This window comes from Patescibacteria group bacterium (assembly GCA_018897195.1).
In the GTDB taxonomy this organism is placed as follows: Bacteria; Patescibacteriota; Patescibacteriia; order Patescibacteriales; family UBA12075; genus JAHILH01.
Genome location: JAHILH010000001.1, coordinates 273,275 through 291,341, shown reverse-complemented (window position 1 = coordinate 291,341; position 18,067 = coordinate 273,275). Strand labels below are relative to the sequence as shown.

Annotated in this window: 14 protein-coding genes; all 14 read left to right on the top strand. The window is 37.2% G+C overall.

The genetic code is table 11. From position 1 onward, the window contains the following. Positions 1–37 precede the first annotated feature (37 nt). The 14 genes from KKD45_01350 (at position 38) to KKD45_01285 (ending at position 18,065) form a co-directional block, all read left to right on the top strand. A complete protein-coding gene (locus KKD45_01350; protein MBU4309151.1) occupies positions 38–1,156 on the top strand; it encodes a glycosyltransferase in 1,119 nt (372 codons plus the stop codon). Positions 1,157–1,239: 83 nt separating this feature from the next. Further along, complete coding sequence (locus KKD45_01345; protein MBU4309150.1) at positions 1,240–3,675, top strand: hypothetical protein; 2,436 nt, start codon at positions 1,240–1,242, stop codon at positions 3,673–3,675. Positions 3,676–3,807: 132 nt separating this feature from the next. Then, positions 3,808–4,566: a hypothetical protein gene (locus tag KKD45_01340; GenBank protein ID MBU4309149.1), complete on the top strand. Its 759-nt coding sequence runs from the start codon at positions 3,808–3,810 to the stop codon at positions 4,564–4,566. A 101-nt stretch (positions 4,567–4,667) separates the two neighbouring features. Beyond that, positions 4,668–6,137, top strand: a complete 1,470-nt coding sequence (locus tag KKD45_01335; protein MBU4309148.1) for a flippase — start codon at positions 4,668–4,670, stop codon at positions 6,135–6,137. Between the two features lie 10 nt (positions 6,138–6,147). Further along, positions 6,148–7,251, top strand: coding sequence for a glycosyltransferase family 4 protein (locus tag KKD45_01330; protein ID MBU4309147.1), 1,104 nt, complete (start codon positions 6,148–6,150; stop codon positions 7,249–7,251). Positions 7,252–7,258: 7 nt separating this feature from the next. Beyond that, positions 7,259–10,777 carry a DNA polymerase III subunit alpha gene (locus KKD45_01325; GenBank protein MBU4309146.1) on the top strand — a complete coding sequence of 1,173 codons (3,519 nt, stop codon included), beginning with the start codon at positions 7,259–7,261 and terminating at the stop codon, positions 10,775–10,777. A gap of 29 nt (positions 10,778–10,806) precedes the next feature. Beyond that, entirely contained in the window at positions 10,807–11,589 is a 783-nt protein-coding gene (locus KKD45_01320) for a hypothetical protein (GenBank protein MBU4309145.1), read from the top strand. Between the two features lie 40 nt (positions 11,590–11,629). Then, positions 11,630–12,679, top strand: coding sequence for a DNA polymerase III subunit (locus KKD45_01315; protein MBU4309144.1), 1,050 nt, complete (start codon positions 11,630–11,632; stop codon positions 12,677–12,679). Between the two features lie 4 nt (positions 12,680–12,683). Continuing rightward, positions 12,684–13,757, top strand: a complete 1,074-nt coding sequence (locus KKD45_01310; GenBank protein MBU4309143.1) for a hypothetical protein — start codon at positions 12,684–12,686, stop codon at positions 13,755–13,757. An 80-nt stretch (positions 13,758–13,837) separates the two neighbouring features. Next, positions 13,838–14,392, top strand: a complete 555-nt coding sequence (frr, locus tag KKD45_01305; protein MBU4309142.1) for a ribosome recycling factor — start codon at positions 13,838–13,840, stop codon at positions 14,390–14,392. A gap of 27 nt (positions 14,393–14,419) precedes the next feature. Beyond that, positions 14,420–15,547, top strand: a complete 1,128-nt coding sequence (gene rseP / locus KKD45_01300) for an RIP metalloprotease RseP (GenBank protein ID MBU4309141.1) — start codon at positions 14,420–14,422, stop codon at positions 15,545–15,547. Between the two features lie 154 nt (positions 15,548–15,701). Further along, positions 15,702–16,061, top strand: coding sequence for a ribosome-associated translation inhibitor RaiA (raiA, locus tag KKD45_01295; GenBank protein MBU4309140.1), 360 nt, complete (start codon positions 15,702–15,704; stop codon positions 16,059–16,061). A 101-nt stretch (positions 16,062–16,162) separates the two neighbouring features. Beyond that, a complete protein-coding gene (locus KKD45_01290) occupies positions 16,163–16,576 on the top strand; it encodes a hypothetical protein (protein MBU4309139.1) in 414 nt (137 codons plus the stop codon). Positions 16,577–16,598: 22 nt separating this feature from the next. Then, the gene (locus tag KKD45_01285) at positions 16,599–18,065 is read left to right on the top strand and encodes a hypothetical protein (GenBank protein ID MBU4309138.1); all 1,467 of its coding nucleotides are present in this window, start codon (positions 16,599–16,601) and stop codon (positions 18,063–18,065) included. Positions 18,066–18,067: the final 2 nt, after the last annotated feature.

The following is an 18,067-nucleotide window of genomic DNA, read 5'->3' as shown; positions in this document are numbered from 1 at the left end:
CTGGATCCCCGCCTTCGCGGGGATGACGAAAGAAGATATGATTACAAACAAAAAAATTGCCTTAGTTCATGACCATCTAGCCCAGGACGGGGGAGCGGAAAAAGTTTTAAAGGTGTTGGCGGATATGTTTCCGGAGGCGCCGATTTATACTTTATTGTATGAAGAAAAGCATGTAAATAAATATTTTAAAGGGCGAGAAATAAAAACCTCTATTATTCAAAAATTACCAGGTGGTGTAAAACATTATCAATGGTATTTGAAATACATGCCGATTGCCGTTGAGTTTTTTGACCTGAGCGATTTTGATATTGTCATTTCCGATGCCTCAGCGTTTGCCAAGGGAGTGATAACCAAGCCGGATACTTTGCACATTTGTTATTGTCACACGCCGACGAGATATCTCTGGGATTATACCCATCAATATATTAATGAACTTTCTTACAATAAATATTTCAAGAAAGTTATATCCTTGGTGTTGAATAAATTACGGATTTGGGATTTTGTGGCCGCACAGCGAGTTGATTTATTTATTGCGAATTCTCAAACAGTGCAAAAACGTATCAGTAAATATTATCGCCGTGATTCTGAAATTATTTATCCACCGGTTGAATTGAGTCGTTTTAAAATTTCAAATGAATCCAAAGATTATTTCTTAATTGGCGGGCGTTTAGCGGCTTATAAGCGGGTTGATATCGTAGTTGAGGCTTTCAAAAAATTAAAAGACAAGAAACTAAAAATATTTGGTAGTGGCGTGGATATTGAACGATTGAAGAGTATTGCCAATGGCGCTGATAATATTGAATTTCTTGGTCGAGTTAGCGAGGATGAAAAAGCTGAACTGTATAGTAATTGCCTAGCTTTTATTAATCCACAAGAAGAGGATTTTGGAATTACCGTTGTCGAAGCGATGGCATCAGGGCGACCAGTTATTGCTTATAAAAAAGGGGGAGCTACCGAAACGGTGATAAGTGGAAAAACGGGATTATTTTTTGATAATCAGTCAGTAGAGAGCTTGGTGGAGGCGATTAATGTCTTTGATAAACATGAGTTCAATTCAAGTGAAATTAAAAAACACGCTGAAAGCTTTTCAGAACAAATATTTAAGGACAAGATAAATATTTTTATAAGTCAGAATAGTCAAGGTGAAATTGATTAAATTTAATTTTTTAGATATAATCTAATTAGATATACACATATATTAATTATTTAAAATCCCTCGGGGTTAATATTAGAAAATTTATGAATGAAGCCAAAATCAATTCAAAATCGTCTTTGGGGGGGGTGGAATCAGTTAATAAATTCGGCGCAACCATGATCCTAGATCTTATAATCAAGGGTTCAATTGCCTTAGTTTTTTTCATGATCCCGTTATTTTTTACCAATCTAACCGCTCAGGGCTTTGGCTTTGACAAGATTGTCTTGTTTTATTTTTTAGTTTTGGTTGGAGTTGTGGCTTGGGTGACAAAGGGCGTAGTTGCCGGTGAACTATCTTTTAAAAAAACACCCCTGGACATTCCAATTTTAATAACTTTGGTTTTGTTTAGTGCTTCTACTATTTTTTCAATTAGCGCTAAGGATAGTTTGATTGGTTCTTACGGAAATTCGTCAAAGGGCCTTATTGCTATTATCGTGTATGCTTTGTTTTTTTATTTAGTGGTAAATAATATTAATTTAAAAAATATTAAATTATTTTTTGGCGCTATTGTGACCTCTGGTTTTTTATTGAGCATCTATTCCTTATTACAAATAAACGGAAAATATCTCTTGCCTATGGGTTTTACACATAATCAAGGTGTTAATCCTATCGGCTCTTTATCTGGTTTGACAATGTATTTGGTGATGATTTTGCCCTTGTTTGTAGTGGTTGCAGCACAAGCAAAAGAGTTATTACCGAATGCATCAAAAGCCCTTTTAGTAGCAATAAAAACCATTTCTGGTATTTCAATAATTTCATCATTGACAGTTTTGGCCATCTTGAACGGTTTTACCTTCTGGCCGATTCCCGTTGTTGGCTTGGTTGTGTTGTTGATGTTTTTTATGGCAAAGATTATCAAGATTTCAACTAATAATTTAATAATCCCATTGCTAACTTTTTTAGTGCTGATTATTTTCTTGGTAATGGGAAATTTTCAAATTAAGAATTTGAATTTACCAGCTGAGGTTAGTCTTTCTCGTGGTGCTTCTTGGGACATTGCCAAATCAGCTGTACGTGAAAATCCGATTTTCGGATCTGGTCTTTCTACATTTGATTATAGTTTTTCTAAGTTTAAAAATGTTAATTTTAACATGTCACCGCTTTGGAATGTGCGTTTTGATAGTTCAACCGGCGCCTTGTTTGAATTGATAGCTACTGTTGGCGTGCCAGGTGCAGTTATGGTTATTGTCTTATTGCTAATCTCTCTTTCTATTTTATTTTTGACATTGATTAAGGGTAAAGACAATGAAGCGAATACCGTTATTGTCGGTTTGTTTGCGAGTTTTATTTCAATTGTGCTTTTTGCACTTTTGTTTCCGCAAAATAATTCCATAATTATTCTTTCAGTCTTAATTTCAATTTTGGCGGTTGCGTCTGGCATTGAAATGTATCCAGAAAAATTCAAAATTGTTGGTCTTTCTTTTCGAGCCGAAGCAAAGTATGCCTTGGCTTTGGCGGCTGTCTTCCTGGTTGTTAGTTCTGGAGTGGTAATTTTGTTCACGATGGGTATGAAAATGTATATGGCTGATGTTTATGCCAAGGAGTCATCAATGATTGATGATTTAGCTCAGAAGAATGAAAAATTAAATAAAGCGATTTCCTTGGCTGGTTATCAAGATGTATATTATATAAATTCTGCAAACAATTATATGGCTATCGCCAACAAAGCTGCTATGGGTAGTAACGATCAGGCAGAAGTGGCGAGCAGCTTAAATACGGCGATTGAGCAGGGCAAAAAGGCTATACAGTATGCACCTAACAAAGCAGCAAATAATGAATCCCTGGCCTTGATTTATGAAAATGCTTCTTTCTACACACGGGGCGCCTTGGATGCAGCGGCAGAATTATATAAAAAGGTAAGCGCGCTTGATCCACAAAATCCAACCTCATATCTTAGAATGGCTTTAGTTAATATGGCTAAGTCAAATATTGAAACTGCTGACGAGGAAAAGAAATTTTATATCGAAGAAGCGATAAAGAAGTACGATGAAGCAATTGCCAAAAAGGGTGATTTGGCCGCAGCATATTATGGCAAGGCGATTGCGAGTGAAAAATTAAATAAAATCGACGACGCGATTGAGCAATTAAAAAATGCTAATCTGATCGCGCGCGACAATCTGGATTATAGATTTGAATTAGGTCGCCTTTATTTTAATCGCGGCGTTGTTGATCCAAAGGTGCAACAAAACGCTCTTGATGCAAATGGGCAAAACCTAAGCGTGCAAGCCGGACAAGCAGGCGGAAAAATCGAAAGAAATGCCGACCTAAACACTGCTGAACAATTATTCTTAAGTATCCTGCTGGACCCAACTCAGGGTGGTAACCCAAATCATGCCAATGCTCGCTACAGCCTAGCTGTTCTTTATCAAAAGATCGGCGAGAATGATAAGGCAAAAATAATGGCTGACTATTTAGTTAATAATGTTTTGCAAGATCAGGCAACAAAGGATGCCGTGAGTGTGCAATTTAAGGGATTGTAGAAAATAAAAGATATAAAATTTAAAAACGCTTCTCTGTTGAGGAGCGTTTTTGTTTATGTTTAAAAAAATATTGTGCCACTTGCAAAAATATGTTATAATGAACTTAACTGTTAATAACTCAAATCTATCCCCATGATAAAAGACAAAAATAAAAGTACAGCGTTTATTGATTTCTTGAATAATGAATTTCAGAGTCAGAAATCAAAGCCAGTCGTGGCAAAAGTTTTGCCAAAGCAAACAATTAAGAAAATTGAAAAAGCACTAGCAAAAAAAGTAGAAACTTCGAAGAAGTCAGTTGTTAAAAAAGCTGAGAATGTTTTTGGTAAGAAGTCCAATGTGAAGAATCGACTAGCGAATGCGAGTAAATTAATTAAAACTATGGAGGTATTTTTGGATGGCAAGAATACAGAGATGCAGGTTGATTATGTAACTTTTGAGGGCTGGGATGAGATTTATAAGAATATGAAAGTTAATATTCATAAAGACGTAGAAGACTTAATTAGAAAAAAAACTCATAATAAAAAAAGAAAAACATTTTCTATTTTAATTAAAGAAAAATTAGAATATGTGCCCCAGGGCAATGTTTTGAATTATAGCGTGATGGTAATGTCTGTATTAATGATTTCTTTTTTCTCAACTGCAATTTTTCCCAATTTCACCAATAAATCAATTTCAAAAATTGATTCAATGTTTGAATACCCAATCAATAAAATTGTAAAAATGCAAAATATTGTCGATGAGACTGAGGGTATAATGACCGCAAAAAAAACAGAAGTTGTTACTAAGGAGCAATTGGCGGAATATATTAAGAAGAATTTTGATAAAATTAGAAACAATCAAACAGTGCCCGTGGAAGATATTACTGGTCAAGTTGCTGGTGTTGAGGAGTAGAATTTATCTTGTAATATTAGGTTAAAAAAAGTCTTGTTTTAACAAGATTTTTTGTTTTTTTGAGGGTGGTGTTTTTAAAATAATATGTTACAATAAAAATAATGAAAATAAATAATATCGCGAAAAATACATCTTATTATACGATGGCCTTGGTGATGCAAAAGGTTGTTTCTTTTGCGTATTTTGCCATGTTGGCCAGAACTTTGTCCCCAGAAGACCTGGGTAGGTATTACTTTGCTATATCATTTACATCTATTTTTGGAATTTTTATTGATATCGGGCTTTTTAATTTTTTAACTAGGGAAGTGGCCAAGAATAATGACCAGGCACCCACTCAGGAGAATGGCGGCAAAAAAGCATTTGCCCAAAATCTCTTAAGCACAGTGATGGCGATTAAGATTCCAACGGCTATTTTTTCGGCTTTATTAGTGGCAATGCTCGCGAGTATTTTTCACTATTCACCGGTGATAAAATTTTTAATCTATCTGTCTTCGATTAGCATGGTCTTGGATTCTTTTGCAATTACCTTTTATGCTGTTATGCGCGGTTTTCATAATTTGAAATTTGAAAGCGTGGGTGTTTTTATTTTTCAAGTCATTGTCTTTGTTTTTGGCTACTTTTCCTTGCGCGCTGGGCTCGGCTTAAATTGGTTGATTATCGCCTTAGCATTGGCTAGCTTGTTTGGTTTTACGTATTCAGCATTAACACTTTATTTTAGATTTGGTATTAATATTCGACCAAGGTGGAATAAGACTCTGATGTGGAGCATGATGGTAACGTCATCATCGTTTGCTATTTTTGGAATCTTGCAAAGAATGTATACCTATGTCGACCAAGTGTTATTGCAATGGTTGGCCGGGGAGAAATATGTCGGGTTGTATCAGGTGCCGTTCAAGATAATTTTCGCACTTCAATTTTTGCCAATGGCTTTTACAGCTTCGCTGTATCCAGCCTTCTCATCGTACTGGCGCAATAATCGCGAGCAACTGCCGATTTCTTTTTCCCGTGCAGTTAATTATTTGTTGATTATTTCCATGCCGATCAGCGGCGGGGTAATGATTTTGGCATATGATATTGTAAAAATATTTAAAACAGAATATGTGGAAGCAGTTGTGCCTCTGCAAATAATTATCGCTTCTGTGGTGTTTATATTTTTAAATTTCCCAATCGGCTCTTTGCTTAATGCCTGCGACAAGCAAAAAATTAATACCAGAAATATGGCCATTGGTTTGGCGGTGAGCGTAATCATGAATCTGATTTTGATTCCGCAATATCAGGCCATCGGTGCCGGCATTACAATCTTGGCGACAAATTTTTTGATGTTTGTCCTTGGCATGGCGCAGGTGGTTAAGATTATTGATTATAAATACAAGAATAATGTGCTGACATTTTTCAAAATCCTAGCATCAGTTGTTGTGATGGTGAGCGTAGCCTTTGCCTTGAAACAGTATTTAAATATCTTTGTTAATGTCGCTATTTCCGGAGTAGTTTATTTGACTACCTTATTTGCAATGAGAGGTTTTACCAAAGCAGATGTTTTTAGTATCGCGCAATCCTTTTCGCGCAAATAAATAGAAATTTATGAAAGTTTTATTATTTACATTAGAATATCCACCGTTTAAGGGTGGAGTGGCGAATTACTATGAAAATATAGTTAAACACTGGCCAGACCAGGATGACATTTTTGTCATGGCCAATTTTGAGAAAAAAATTGTAAATAAAAAAATTACCCAATGCTGCTTGATCTCGAAATTGGTCTATCCTAAATGGATTACCAGTATATTTAAATTGTTTTATTATATTTTAAAAAATAAAATAGATCATGTTATTGTTGGACATCTTTTGCCATTGGGGACAGTGACGTATCTTGTTTCACGATTTACTATGACTGACTATTCGGTGGTAATTCATGGTATGGATTTTGCTTTTGCAATCAGGCGAAAGAGAAAAAAGTTTTTGACAAAATTAATTTTAAATAATTCAAAAAATATAATTTGCAGCAATAATTTTGTAGCTAATATGGTGAAGGACTTTCTTGGTGAAGTGTCCGCGGTGAAGGTGGATGTAGTAAATCCGGGAATTAATGATGACTTTAAGCGCAATGATGCCTTGGTGGAAAAAATTAAAAAAGAATATGACCTAGAAGATAAAACTGTTCTCTTGAGTGTTGGCCGTCTGGTCAAGCGTAAGGGCTTTGATAAGGTTGTGGAGGTGATGAGTGAGGTAAACAAGGTCGTACCGAATGCGAAATATGTTTTAGCAGGCAAGGGTCCTGATGAAGATTATATAAAGAGTTGTCAAAAAGTAGGATCAGATATTTTGTATTTAGATAATCTGTCCGATGAGGACAAATGGGCTTGGTTGGCGCTTTGTGATATATTTATTATGCCGTCACGCAATATCGATGGCGACTTCGAGGGCTTTGGTATCGTTTACCTGGAGGCGAATTTAGCCGGCAAACCTGTAATTGGTGGTAATAGTGGTGGCGTAGCCGATGCCATCCGTGGTGCTTATTCAGGTGTTTTGGTTGATTCAGAAAATATGGAAAATATCAAAGAGGCGATTATTACCTTGGCGACGAATAAAGAGCTTTGCCAAAAACTAGGTACGCAGGGCAGAGAGAGAGCGATTGCGGAGTTTAACTGGCCTAAACAGATTAAAAAAATGTATCAAATAATTAATTAAATACCTTATGAAATTTGTCCACCTCCATGTCCATACTCATTATTCACTACTCGACGGTTTAACCAAACTTGATGAGTTGGTTGATTTTGTCAAAAAAGAAGGATCTCCAGCGGTAGCGATTACGGATCACGGTGTAATGTATGGAGTAATTGAGTTTTATCAAAAATGCAAAAAAGCGGGAATCAAACCAATTATTGGAGTGGAGGCCTATTTAGCACCGCGGTCGCGACACGACAAAATTACGCGGACAGATGAGAAGCGAAATTTTCATTTGATTTTATTGGCGAAAAATAATCAAGGTTATAAAAATTTATTAAAATTGACCTCGATTGCTCATCTTGAAGGATATTATTACAAACCGCGTATCGACTGGGAAGTTTTGGAAAAATATCATGAGGGTATAATTGCTTGTACGGCTTGTATTGGTGGTGAGATTCCAACTTTGATTCGGTCTGGCAATTTGGAAAAAGCACGCGAGCGAGCCTTGGAATATAATACACTTTTTGGACAGGATAATTTTTATTTTGAATTGCAACATCATCCCGACCTTGAAGGGCAAGATTTGGTAAATCAGGAATTAATCAAGATTTCGCGGGAATTAAATATTCCCCTGGTTGCAACGAATGATTCGCACTACTTGCGTAAAGAAGATGATGAGGCGCAGGATATTTTGTTGTGCATGCAGGGCAAAAAGAAAAAAGAGGATACAAATCGAATGTGTCAGTTGGGAAATGATTTTTCATTCCGCTCTACCGCGGATATGATCGAGGATTTCAAGGACACGCCGGATGCAATCGAGAATACGGTGAAAATTGCTGATATGTGTAATGTGGAGATAGAATTGGGCAAGGTGCAATTGCCACATTTTGACGTGCCTGAAGGATTTGATCAAGCTAGTTATTTGCGAAGATTGTGCGAGGATGGTTTGGGTAAGCGATATGACAAAAAATATAACGAAGTTAGTGATGCGATACGCGAACGAATGGATTATGAATTGTCCGTGGTGGAACGTATGGGTTGGCCATCATACTTTTTGATTGTGGCTGATTTTGTAAACTGGGCCAAAAACCAGGGGATTGTGGTTGGACCAGGACGTGGATCCGCGGCTGGGTCTTTGATTTGTTATTTAACTGGTATTACCAATCTTGATCCGTTGGAATATGATTTGTTATTTGAGAGATTTTTAAATCCTGACCGTGTTTCAATGCCTGATATTGATCTTGATTTTGCTGATACTCGCCGTGGTGAGGTTTTGGAATATGTGGAAAATAAGTATGGCAAAGATCATGTGGCACAGATTATTACCTTTGGAACTATGGCGGCCCGCGCGGCGGTCAAGGACGTTGGTCGTGTTTTGGGTGCGCCTTATGACTATATGGATAAACTGGCCAAGGCGATTCCGATGTTTACGAAACTGGATGAGGCTTTACGAGACGTGGATGAATTTAAACAAATGTATAAGTCTGATCCGCAGGCCAAAAATATTATTGACTATGCGCGTCGACTCGAAGGCGTTTCCCGTCATTCCTCGACGCACGCTTGTGGTGTTTTGATTACCAAGGACCCCTTGGTAGAAAATGTGCCCGTGCAATATGCATCTTCAACCGATCGTAGTATCGTGTCGCAATATTCCTTACATCCGGTTGAGGATTTGGGTTTATTGAAAATGGACTTTTTGGGTTTAAAAAACTTGACCATCATTGAATCGGCGATCCGTATTATTAAAGGCACAGCCAATGTTGAGATTGATATTGAAAAAATCCCTCTTGATGATGTGAAGACTTACAAACTATTTGCCGATGGCGAAACAACTGGTGTCTTCCAATTTGAATCTAGTGGCATGAAGCGCTATTTGCGTGAATTGCGTCCCACTGAGTTTGAAGATATTATTGCCATGGTCGCACTGTATCGACCAGGTCCAATGGAGTGGATTCCTGATTATATTGCCGGCAAACATGGCAAGACTTTGACCTATCTGCATCCAAAATTAGAACCGATTTTGAAAAAAACTAAAGGTGTCGCGATTTACCAAGAGCAAGTCATGCAGATGGCTCGCGATTTGGCTGGCTTTACCATGGCTGGCGCCGATGTCTTGCGTAAGGCGATGGGTAAGAAAATTGTAAAATTATTAGCCGAGCAAAAAGAAAAATTTATCAAAGGCTGCGTTGAAACCAATGGTATGTCAGAGGGTTTGGCGGAAAAGATTTTTTCATTTATCGAGCCTTTCGCTGGCTATGGTTTTAATCGTTCGCATGCGGCGTGTTATGCCATGATCGGTTATCAAACCGCTTACCTCAAGGCGCATTATCCAACTGAGTTTATGGCGGCGCTTTTGACGGCTGATCAACAACATATTGAACGTTTGGCTGTGGAAATTGAAGAAGCACAAAGAATGGGTATTATTGTGAGCCGTCCTGACGTCAATCAATCATTTGAAAAATTTACGGTGGTGAAATCAAATTTTGAAAATGGGGAATTAGTGGGCAAGCGCAAGTCTGGCGACATGATTCGCTTCGGACTCGGCGCCGTCAAGAATATGGGCTCTCACATCGCTTCGGTCTTGATTGACGAACGAAAAATCAACGGTCCATATAAAGATATTACGGATTTACTTGAACGTGTGACCGACAAAGATTTAAATAAAAAATCCCTAGAGAGCTTGGTAAAGACGGGCGCCCTCGATGATTTTGGCGAACGCGGCATGCTCTTGGCGAATGTCGACAATATGTTGTCCTACAACAAGGAAATGTTGAAAAACCAAAACAGCAAACAAACCAGTCTCTTCGCCGACGTCTTGGATGTTGGCGTGCGTAGTATGATTCGTTTAAACAGCGCCCCAGCCATCAATAAGCAGGAAATGTTGCGCTGGGAAAAAGAATTACTAGGTCTATACGTCTCTGATCATCCTTTTTCTGATTATCGTAAAGAATTAGAAGGAATTATTGTTCCTCTTAAAAGAGTGCCTGAGTTTAAGGATGAAGATCAAATGACAGTAGCTGGTATTATTACCAAGATTCAAAAAATTATCACCAAAACCAGTAAGTCAATGTTGTTCGTTAAAATAGAGGACGATTCTGGCGGTGCTGAAGTTTTGGTATTTCCAAATTTATACAAAACTACTTTCTCAATCTGGACAGAAGGCAAGGCTGTAATTATCCAAGGTAAAAAATCCGACAAAGATAACGAAATAAAAATCCTCGCCAATACAGCCGCGGCTGTTTCGCTACGCAATATCCGTGAAGTGGTAGCAAAATTCAACTCAGCTGAATATGGCAACAAAGCCAAAAGTAGCAGTCACGTCATTAATCAAGACCTGCGCTTAATTTTCAACAAAACCATCGACGCCGGCGTCCTAGAACGTTTGCGTGATTTGTTTACGAAATACAAAGGTGAAAATAAAGTCATCTTCGAAATTGGTCTAAATGGAGAAAAGAAAGTTATCGAAACCGATTTCCGCGTGGCGAATTCGACTTTTTTGTTGACGGAAATTAGGAACAAGGTTGGGGATGCGGTGGTGATGCGATAATTATTTTATCTATTTAAAAATTATATAGTATGCACGACGAACGGCCACAAAACGATAAAATTGATCTAAATAAAACAGAAAATGTTATTGATAAGTCTATTGTGACCAATGAAAAGGTTGCTACAATAGAAAGTAAATTAAAAGTAAGTTATTCTGACGCAGAAAAAGTGGCTTTTTATGATTGGTTTTTACAAATACCGGAAAATTCAATCAATAAGCCAATAACCGTATCGACCGTTGATGAGGTGATTGAGATGTTGCCAAAAAATGCTAATTACACAGATGAAAAAATCAATCTATTTTTTAGTAAAGAGAATTTTTTGCCAAGTGAATTGCATTTAATTTTGAGTAGTTTTGCGAAACTGAATAACTCATTTGAAATCTCAATCGTTAAGCACTCTGATGAATTGATTTCGATAAGTATTGGTAATAAATCAAGGAATAGTGGTATTATTTTTAGTGAAGAATATTTTGGTCATTATCACCCGACTGGTTTTGAATTTGAAAAAGCCAAAGAATTGCCAATATGCTTCGTTGCCGGACTGATGCCAAGTAGCGGTGACCTTAAGGGCTATTTTAAATTTCCAGAAACAATAAAAAATGTAACGAGGATTTATTCGAAAAATGGATTTGTGGAGATTAAACCGGTTGGCGAAATGAAAAACAAGGATCAGGAATTGGATGAGTTTAGGGATAAGTATTTTGATTTGTTTATAGGGGTAAATAAATTAAATATTAAGTCAGACGATGAGGTTGTGGAATATTTTAGGGAAAAATTTGGCCTGGAATTGAAATTTGATTATAATATTTAGCTAAATTGATTAATCCTCCCTATAATGCTAAAATAAACTCATGGAAATTAAGAAATCAAAGCTAAAATGGCCGCATGTCGGCAATGCTCACGTAACTGAGTATTTGGAGCGATTATTAGCCAATAAACATAATGAAAAAGCTAGTCAATTGACTGGGACTTTTATATTTAATGGACCAGAGGATTTGGGCAAGACTACCGTGGCGAATTACTTTGCCAAGTCTTTATTGTGCCAGGCTACTGATGGGGCTGACGATTGCGAGTGTGAATCTTGCAAGTTTTTTTCGGCGTTGGATATGGGACACGAGATTGCGCATGGTGATTGTCATATCGTGAAGAAAGATATTGAAAAGAAAAATATTTCTGTGGAGCAAGTCCGTGATTTGATCAATGTTTTAAATATGAGCTCGTTTTTGAATTCGTTTAAAATCGGCATCATCAAGGACGCGGATATGCTGGGCGAAAAGGCGGCGAATGCGCTTTTGAAAACTTTGGAAGAACCGAAAAAAAATGTTATCATTATATTGATTACTAATGACCTGGATGCGATTCCTTTGACGATCAAATCGCGCGCAAAGGTGATGAATTTTTGGCCCGTGCCCGTGGATACGATTTACGACCATTTGCTAAATGTCGGCAAGGCAAAACGTGATGAAGCGAAAATAATTTCGCGCATGAGTTTGGGGCGCCCGGCCTTAGCGATGAAGTTATTACAGGATAAGGGATATTATAATAAATATATTAATCAAATTGAATTATTTTTGAATTTTATTGATCAGGATATCAACGAAAGGTTGCAAGCGGTGAGCGATTTTATTGGCACTAAGAAAGTAGACCAGGACGATGTGCGTGAGGCAAAGAAAATTTTGGAAATTTGGGAAGGTGTGGCGCGTGATTGCTTCCTTTTTAAATATAGTAATAATTTCTTAATCCAAAATGGCGAATTTGAGACTCAGATTAAGAAATTTATGATGGCACGAACAAGTGCAGATATAATTAAGTTGTTAAAAAATATTAAAATAGCGAAAAATTATTTAGTCGCGAATGTTAATTTTAAAACCGTTATCGAAAGTGTAGCGGTGCAAGTTTAAATATATGAAAAAATACTTATATTTCTTACCAATTTTAATGTTTGTACTTACCGGTTGTATTACCATCAATACTGGTGGGTCAGGCACAGCGGCCAAGAATCTTGGCGGTGTTTTTAAGTCAGTGAATAAGGGTGAGACTTGGGCCAATGCTTCAATTATTGCAACGGCAGGCGGCAAGGCTTCAAATTTTAACAGTTTAAATGTATCTTCAATAACAATGGATCCGAACGACAATAAGGCGCTTTATTTTGGTAGTATTGATAATGGTCTTTTGTATACTTACGACGCGGGTGTTTCTTGGTTACTTGATAGAGGGTTGGGCCAGGGAACAATCGAGTTTCTCGCTGTAGACCCGAAAAACAAATGTAATATTTTCGTAACTAGGGCAAATAAGATTTTGAAATCTACTGATTGTAATCGTACTTGGTCACAAATTTATCAAGATAATGATCAAGTATCAATGGTAAATCGCGTCGCCGTCGATCCGATTAATAGTGCTATTATTTATGCCGTTATTTCGCGCGGTGATTTAATTAAAAGTGATGATGGTGGCAATGCTTGGCAGGTGGTTAATCGTTTTGAAGACAGAGTGTCTAAGTTGATTATTAATAACAAGGATAGTCGTGAAATGTTTGTAGTCACCTATAAAAAAGGTGTTTATAGGACCAATGATGCTGGTCAGAATTGGTCACGCATGGTTGAGATTGATAATGCCTTGAAGGATAATGAGCTAAAGTATGATATTAGAGATTTTTTAGTGATTGATAATGAGAACGGGCGCACTTTATATTTAGCCACTTATTATGGATTGTTAAAATCAACTGATAATGGCGCTACTTGGACAAAGCTAGAATTAATTTCTGCAGAAGATCGAGCGACAATTAATGCCATAGCCGTTAACTATGCTAATACTGATGAAATCTACTACACTACCAATTCGACTTTTTACAAATCGCTTGATGGTGGCAAGAGTTGGAAAACTTTGCCCTTGCCGACTAGTCGCGCTGGCTGGAGATTGTTGATTGACCAAAAAAATCCAAGCGTGATTTATTTGGGAGTAGTTAATTTAAATAAATAATGTCGAAAATCTTGAATTTCAAATTTTGAATTTTGAGTGATGGATTATAATAATTTAATTTTTAATATTAAGAAAAAAGTATGAATAAATATATTCAAGAACACGAGGAAGAATTTGAAAATGTGATTGATTTCTTTAAAAAAGAAATCGCGACTTTACGAACCGGTCGCGCCAATCCGGCAATTCTTGACGGTGTCCAGGTTGAGGCATACGGATCTAGAGCTGGCCTGAACAGCATGGCCTCTATTACCGTTGCGGATGCTCAGAGTATCGTGGTGGCTCCTTGGGACAAAAGCGTGTCAAAGGCCATTGAAAAGGCTATTGTAGAGGCAAATTTGGGCGTTGGAGTGGTAAATGAAGGCATGCAATTACGCATAACAGTGCCAAGAATGACGGAAGAAAACCGCAAGGACTTAGTAAAGAAATTAAATGAAAAACACGAAGAAAGCCGTATTAAATTCCGCAAGATTCGAGAAGAAGTAAAAAGCAAGATTGAAAAGGCAGAAAAGGATAAAGAAATTTCCGAAGATAATCGTTTTATTTTCATCGGCGACTTAGACAAGGAAGTGCATGAGAAAAATGAAGAGTTGAAGGCACTTCGGGATAAAAAAGAGGTAGAGGTGATGACAATTTAATTAAACACAAGTAAATAAAAATAATCTATGTTTCTAACAATAATAGTATTTATCTTAGTTCTGTCAGTACTAGTCTTGGCGCATGAGTTCGGCCATTTTTGGGCAGCCAAGAATCGTGGCTTAAAGCCCGTGGAATTCGGTCTCGGCCTGCCTTCACGAGTGTGGTGTATTTACAAGAGCACTGATGGTACTTGGAAAAAGGTTTGGGGAAAACGAGAAATAATCGATGCGGCGGACACTATTTATTCAGTCAATTGGATGCTGTTTGGTGGTTTTGTGAACCTACTTGAAGACGAAGATGCGGGCGGTGATCCCAATCATTTTGCTAATAAGAAAATCTGGGAAAGGGCAATGATTCTTTTAGCGGGCGTAACCATGAATGTGCTTTTAGCTATGTTCTTGTATTCCATCGGTTTTGCCTTTGGATTGCCACAGTCATTAGATGGCGTTGATCCCAAGGCGATTGTTACAAATCACGAAATAATTATTGACCAAATTTTGAAAGACAGTGCGGCCAGCGTGGCAGATTTAAAGCCTAATGATATTATTGTCAGTATTAACGATGTTGAGTTTGGGTCGACGGCGGATTTAATTCTTTTTGTTGATCAAAACATTGACAAGGAATTAACTTATAAAATTAAGAGAAATAATGAAGTACTGGATAAAAAAATTACACCGAAGAAGTTAGTAGAAACAGGCAAGGGCGGTATCGGTATTGGCATTACTGACGTGGGCGTTGTTCGTTACCCTTGGTATTTAGCAATTTGGAAGGGAATATCCTTCACGATTTTATTGTTAATAAAAATGGTGCTAGCCTTTTTCCTTGTTATCAAAAGCTTGGTCATGGGTCAAGGCGCTGGCACAGAAGTGGGTGGACCAGTTATGATTGCAAAGTATGTCGGCCAAGCCGCCCGTATGGGTTTTGGTTATTTAGTAAACTTAACCGCATTATTATCAGTGAATTTAGCCATTATTAATGCTTTGCCGTTCCCAGCGCTAGATGGTGGTCGTGTTTTATTCTTGATTATTGAAAAAATTAAAGGCGGTCCAGTAAAAAGGGAATTGGAAAATGCTGTGAATACTGTCGGTATGGTTCTCTTATTGTTGTTAATGGCGGTGGTCACCTTGAAAGATGTTTTGAAAGTTTTTAAATAATATACTTCTCCCTCTCCCCGCCGGGAGAGGGTCGGGGTGAGGGAGCATTAATAAAGTTTCTACCTCACCCTAACCCTCTCCTGCAAAGGCGAGGGAAATTAAATTGTAATCAATTTTTAATCAATTTTTAATAATTAAGTACTATAATAAAAGTATGAAAATAAACATTAAATCCACAAAAATCGAATTGACCGACGCAATCAAGGATTATGTTCAAGAAAAAATGGACATGCTCGAAAAAAATTTGGGCAGTATCAAAGTCTTGAACTGTGACGTCGAAGTAGGGATGACATCTAATCATCACAACAAGGGCGAAATCTTTCGCACTGAAGTAAACCTAAACCTTCCCGGCGAGTTACTACGCGTTGAGAAGACAGAAGAGGACCTATACCGATCAATCGACAACGTCAAAGATCATTTGACCATGGCGATCAAGAAGTACAAGGAAAAGAGAATTGATAATAATCGACAGGTGGAAGAGGTGTTAGTTGAGGATGTGATGGGTGAGGAATAAAATTTGAATCTTAATTAAAAAACTCCCTTTGGTGGAGTTTTTTTGTTGGTTGAAAATTAATGTTAAATAAGCTATAATAAATATTATTAATGATATTTATTATGCCAATACCTAAAATATTAAACGTCGGATTTAAAATCGATGAGCCAAAATTGTGGGCTATGAATATTCCCGTGGAAGAGATAAATATATCCGAAATTGAATATAATTTAGATATTCCATATTTAGAACAGGAGGGAACTGATGATTGGAATTTATCCCCAAGAATGTTAATTGCTAATTTTGAAAAAGAAATTACGCATGCCAAACAGGTTGAGTTGGCTGAATTAAAATACCCGATTGAAATTTATAAACATCAGGGGAAATGGATTATTCTCGATGGCGTTCATCGCTTTACGAAAGCAGTCCGTCTTGAGTACAAGACGATAAAGGTGAGAAAGATTTCCAATGAGATCGCGCAGTTGGCCAAAAGAATTGATGGCGAGTATTTGAAATGGATTGGAGAAATGAAATAATTAATGGAAGTAATTATGATAAATGGATAAATTCAAACTAAAAATCCGAATACTTCTCTGGTCTTTATTGACGGCTGTCATTGCCGTGCTTTTGTATTTGGGGATTGTGCCTTTTGGAAGGATTTCCTATATTTATCGTTTTGATAAGACCGATGAGTTTATTGGCGCATTGACGCCGAAGGAGCGGGTGAATAATATTCAATATCCGAATACCATTCTGGGCGACCCGGTTTATTTTACTTTGCACACTCCGCGGAGTTTCGAGTCGGCGGTTTTGCATTTGAGGTATAAGAATATAGGCACAGATAATTTAATGAATCCGATTATTGAGGTTGGTCCATTGGTGGACAAGGTTTCTTGGCGTTATAATCTACAACCAGTAGAGAATAAATTAATCGACTCAATTGCCTTAGTGTGGGATAGAATTAATGACGGTGATTTGCAGTTATTGCAAAAAGAAAAGAAATTTGCGAGCGTGAATGAATTTTTGTCTGCGCTGGATGATCCAGGAAAAATTGATTTAAGCAAGGTGGCGGTTTTCAATTATGATTTGAAAACTGAGTATTTACTCAATGACTATAAGGCAATGCCTGGAAATTTAGTGATTGACAAGGCGATGCGTGGGGCGTATCAGTTTTATACTTATATTGATAATGAAAACTTGGATTATAATTTTGAATTTATTGATCTGAATAAAAACAGGGATCAAGATCCGATTGAGGTGCGACTTTTTTACGATAATGACTTAATTGAAACTCGCCAGATAAATGATGATGGGAATAGTACCGACGATGGTAAAGAAAATGCGGTGCAAAAAATGAGTTTTGAGATGCCGGACCTGGGCACTGGGGTTTATAAAATTGAAGTGAAAGTTAACGATGATATTGTGACTAAGAAAATTAGCACAAAACAAAATAAGCTTGCTTTTATAAATGGAATTAGACTGCACGAGGCCGGCAAAAGAAATTTGACCATTTTTACTGATAGTAAAAAAATTCAAAGTAAAACAACTTACCCTAGTTCCTTACAAATAATCAAGGTGGGTGAAAATGAATTGCCACTGACGGAAACCTATAAACAATTTGAAGCGGCTGTGATCAAGGAGTTGAGCGTAGATAAGTCAACTAAAATTGTTTTGGAAAAAGACGGAATTTATTTGAACGGCAATGGTGTGTTTAGCTTTACAGCTGACGCCTTGCTTAATCCGAGTATTAAAAAAATGGACACCAATGTTGATGTAAAAAATGATGGTATTGAATACGTCTTGGCGCGCTATCAGTCGCCGACTGCGAATGACGACTGGAAAGAGGTGGATGTATCCGTGGATTTACGTTATGCTTATCGTGAAAAAGGAAAATATAGCTTCTTGGTCTCAATTCCTGGTCTAAAAGGATATGATGATGTTGATGATGGCATTACAATAAATGAAATGCGGATTGACTTGACAGGCTGGTCAATTATTAGTCGAATAAAAAATATTTTTAAATAATT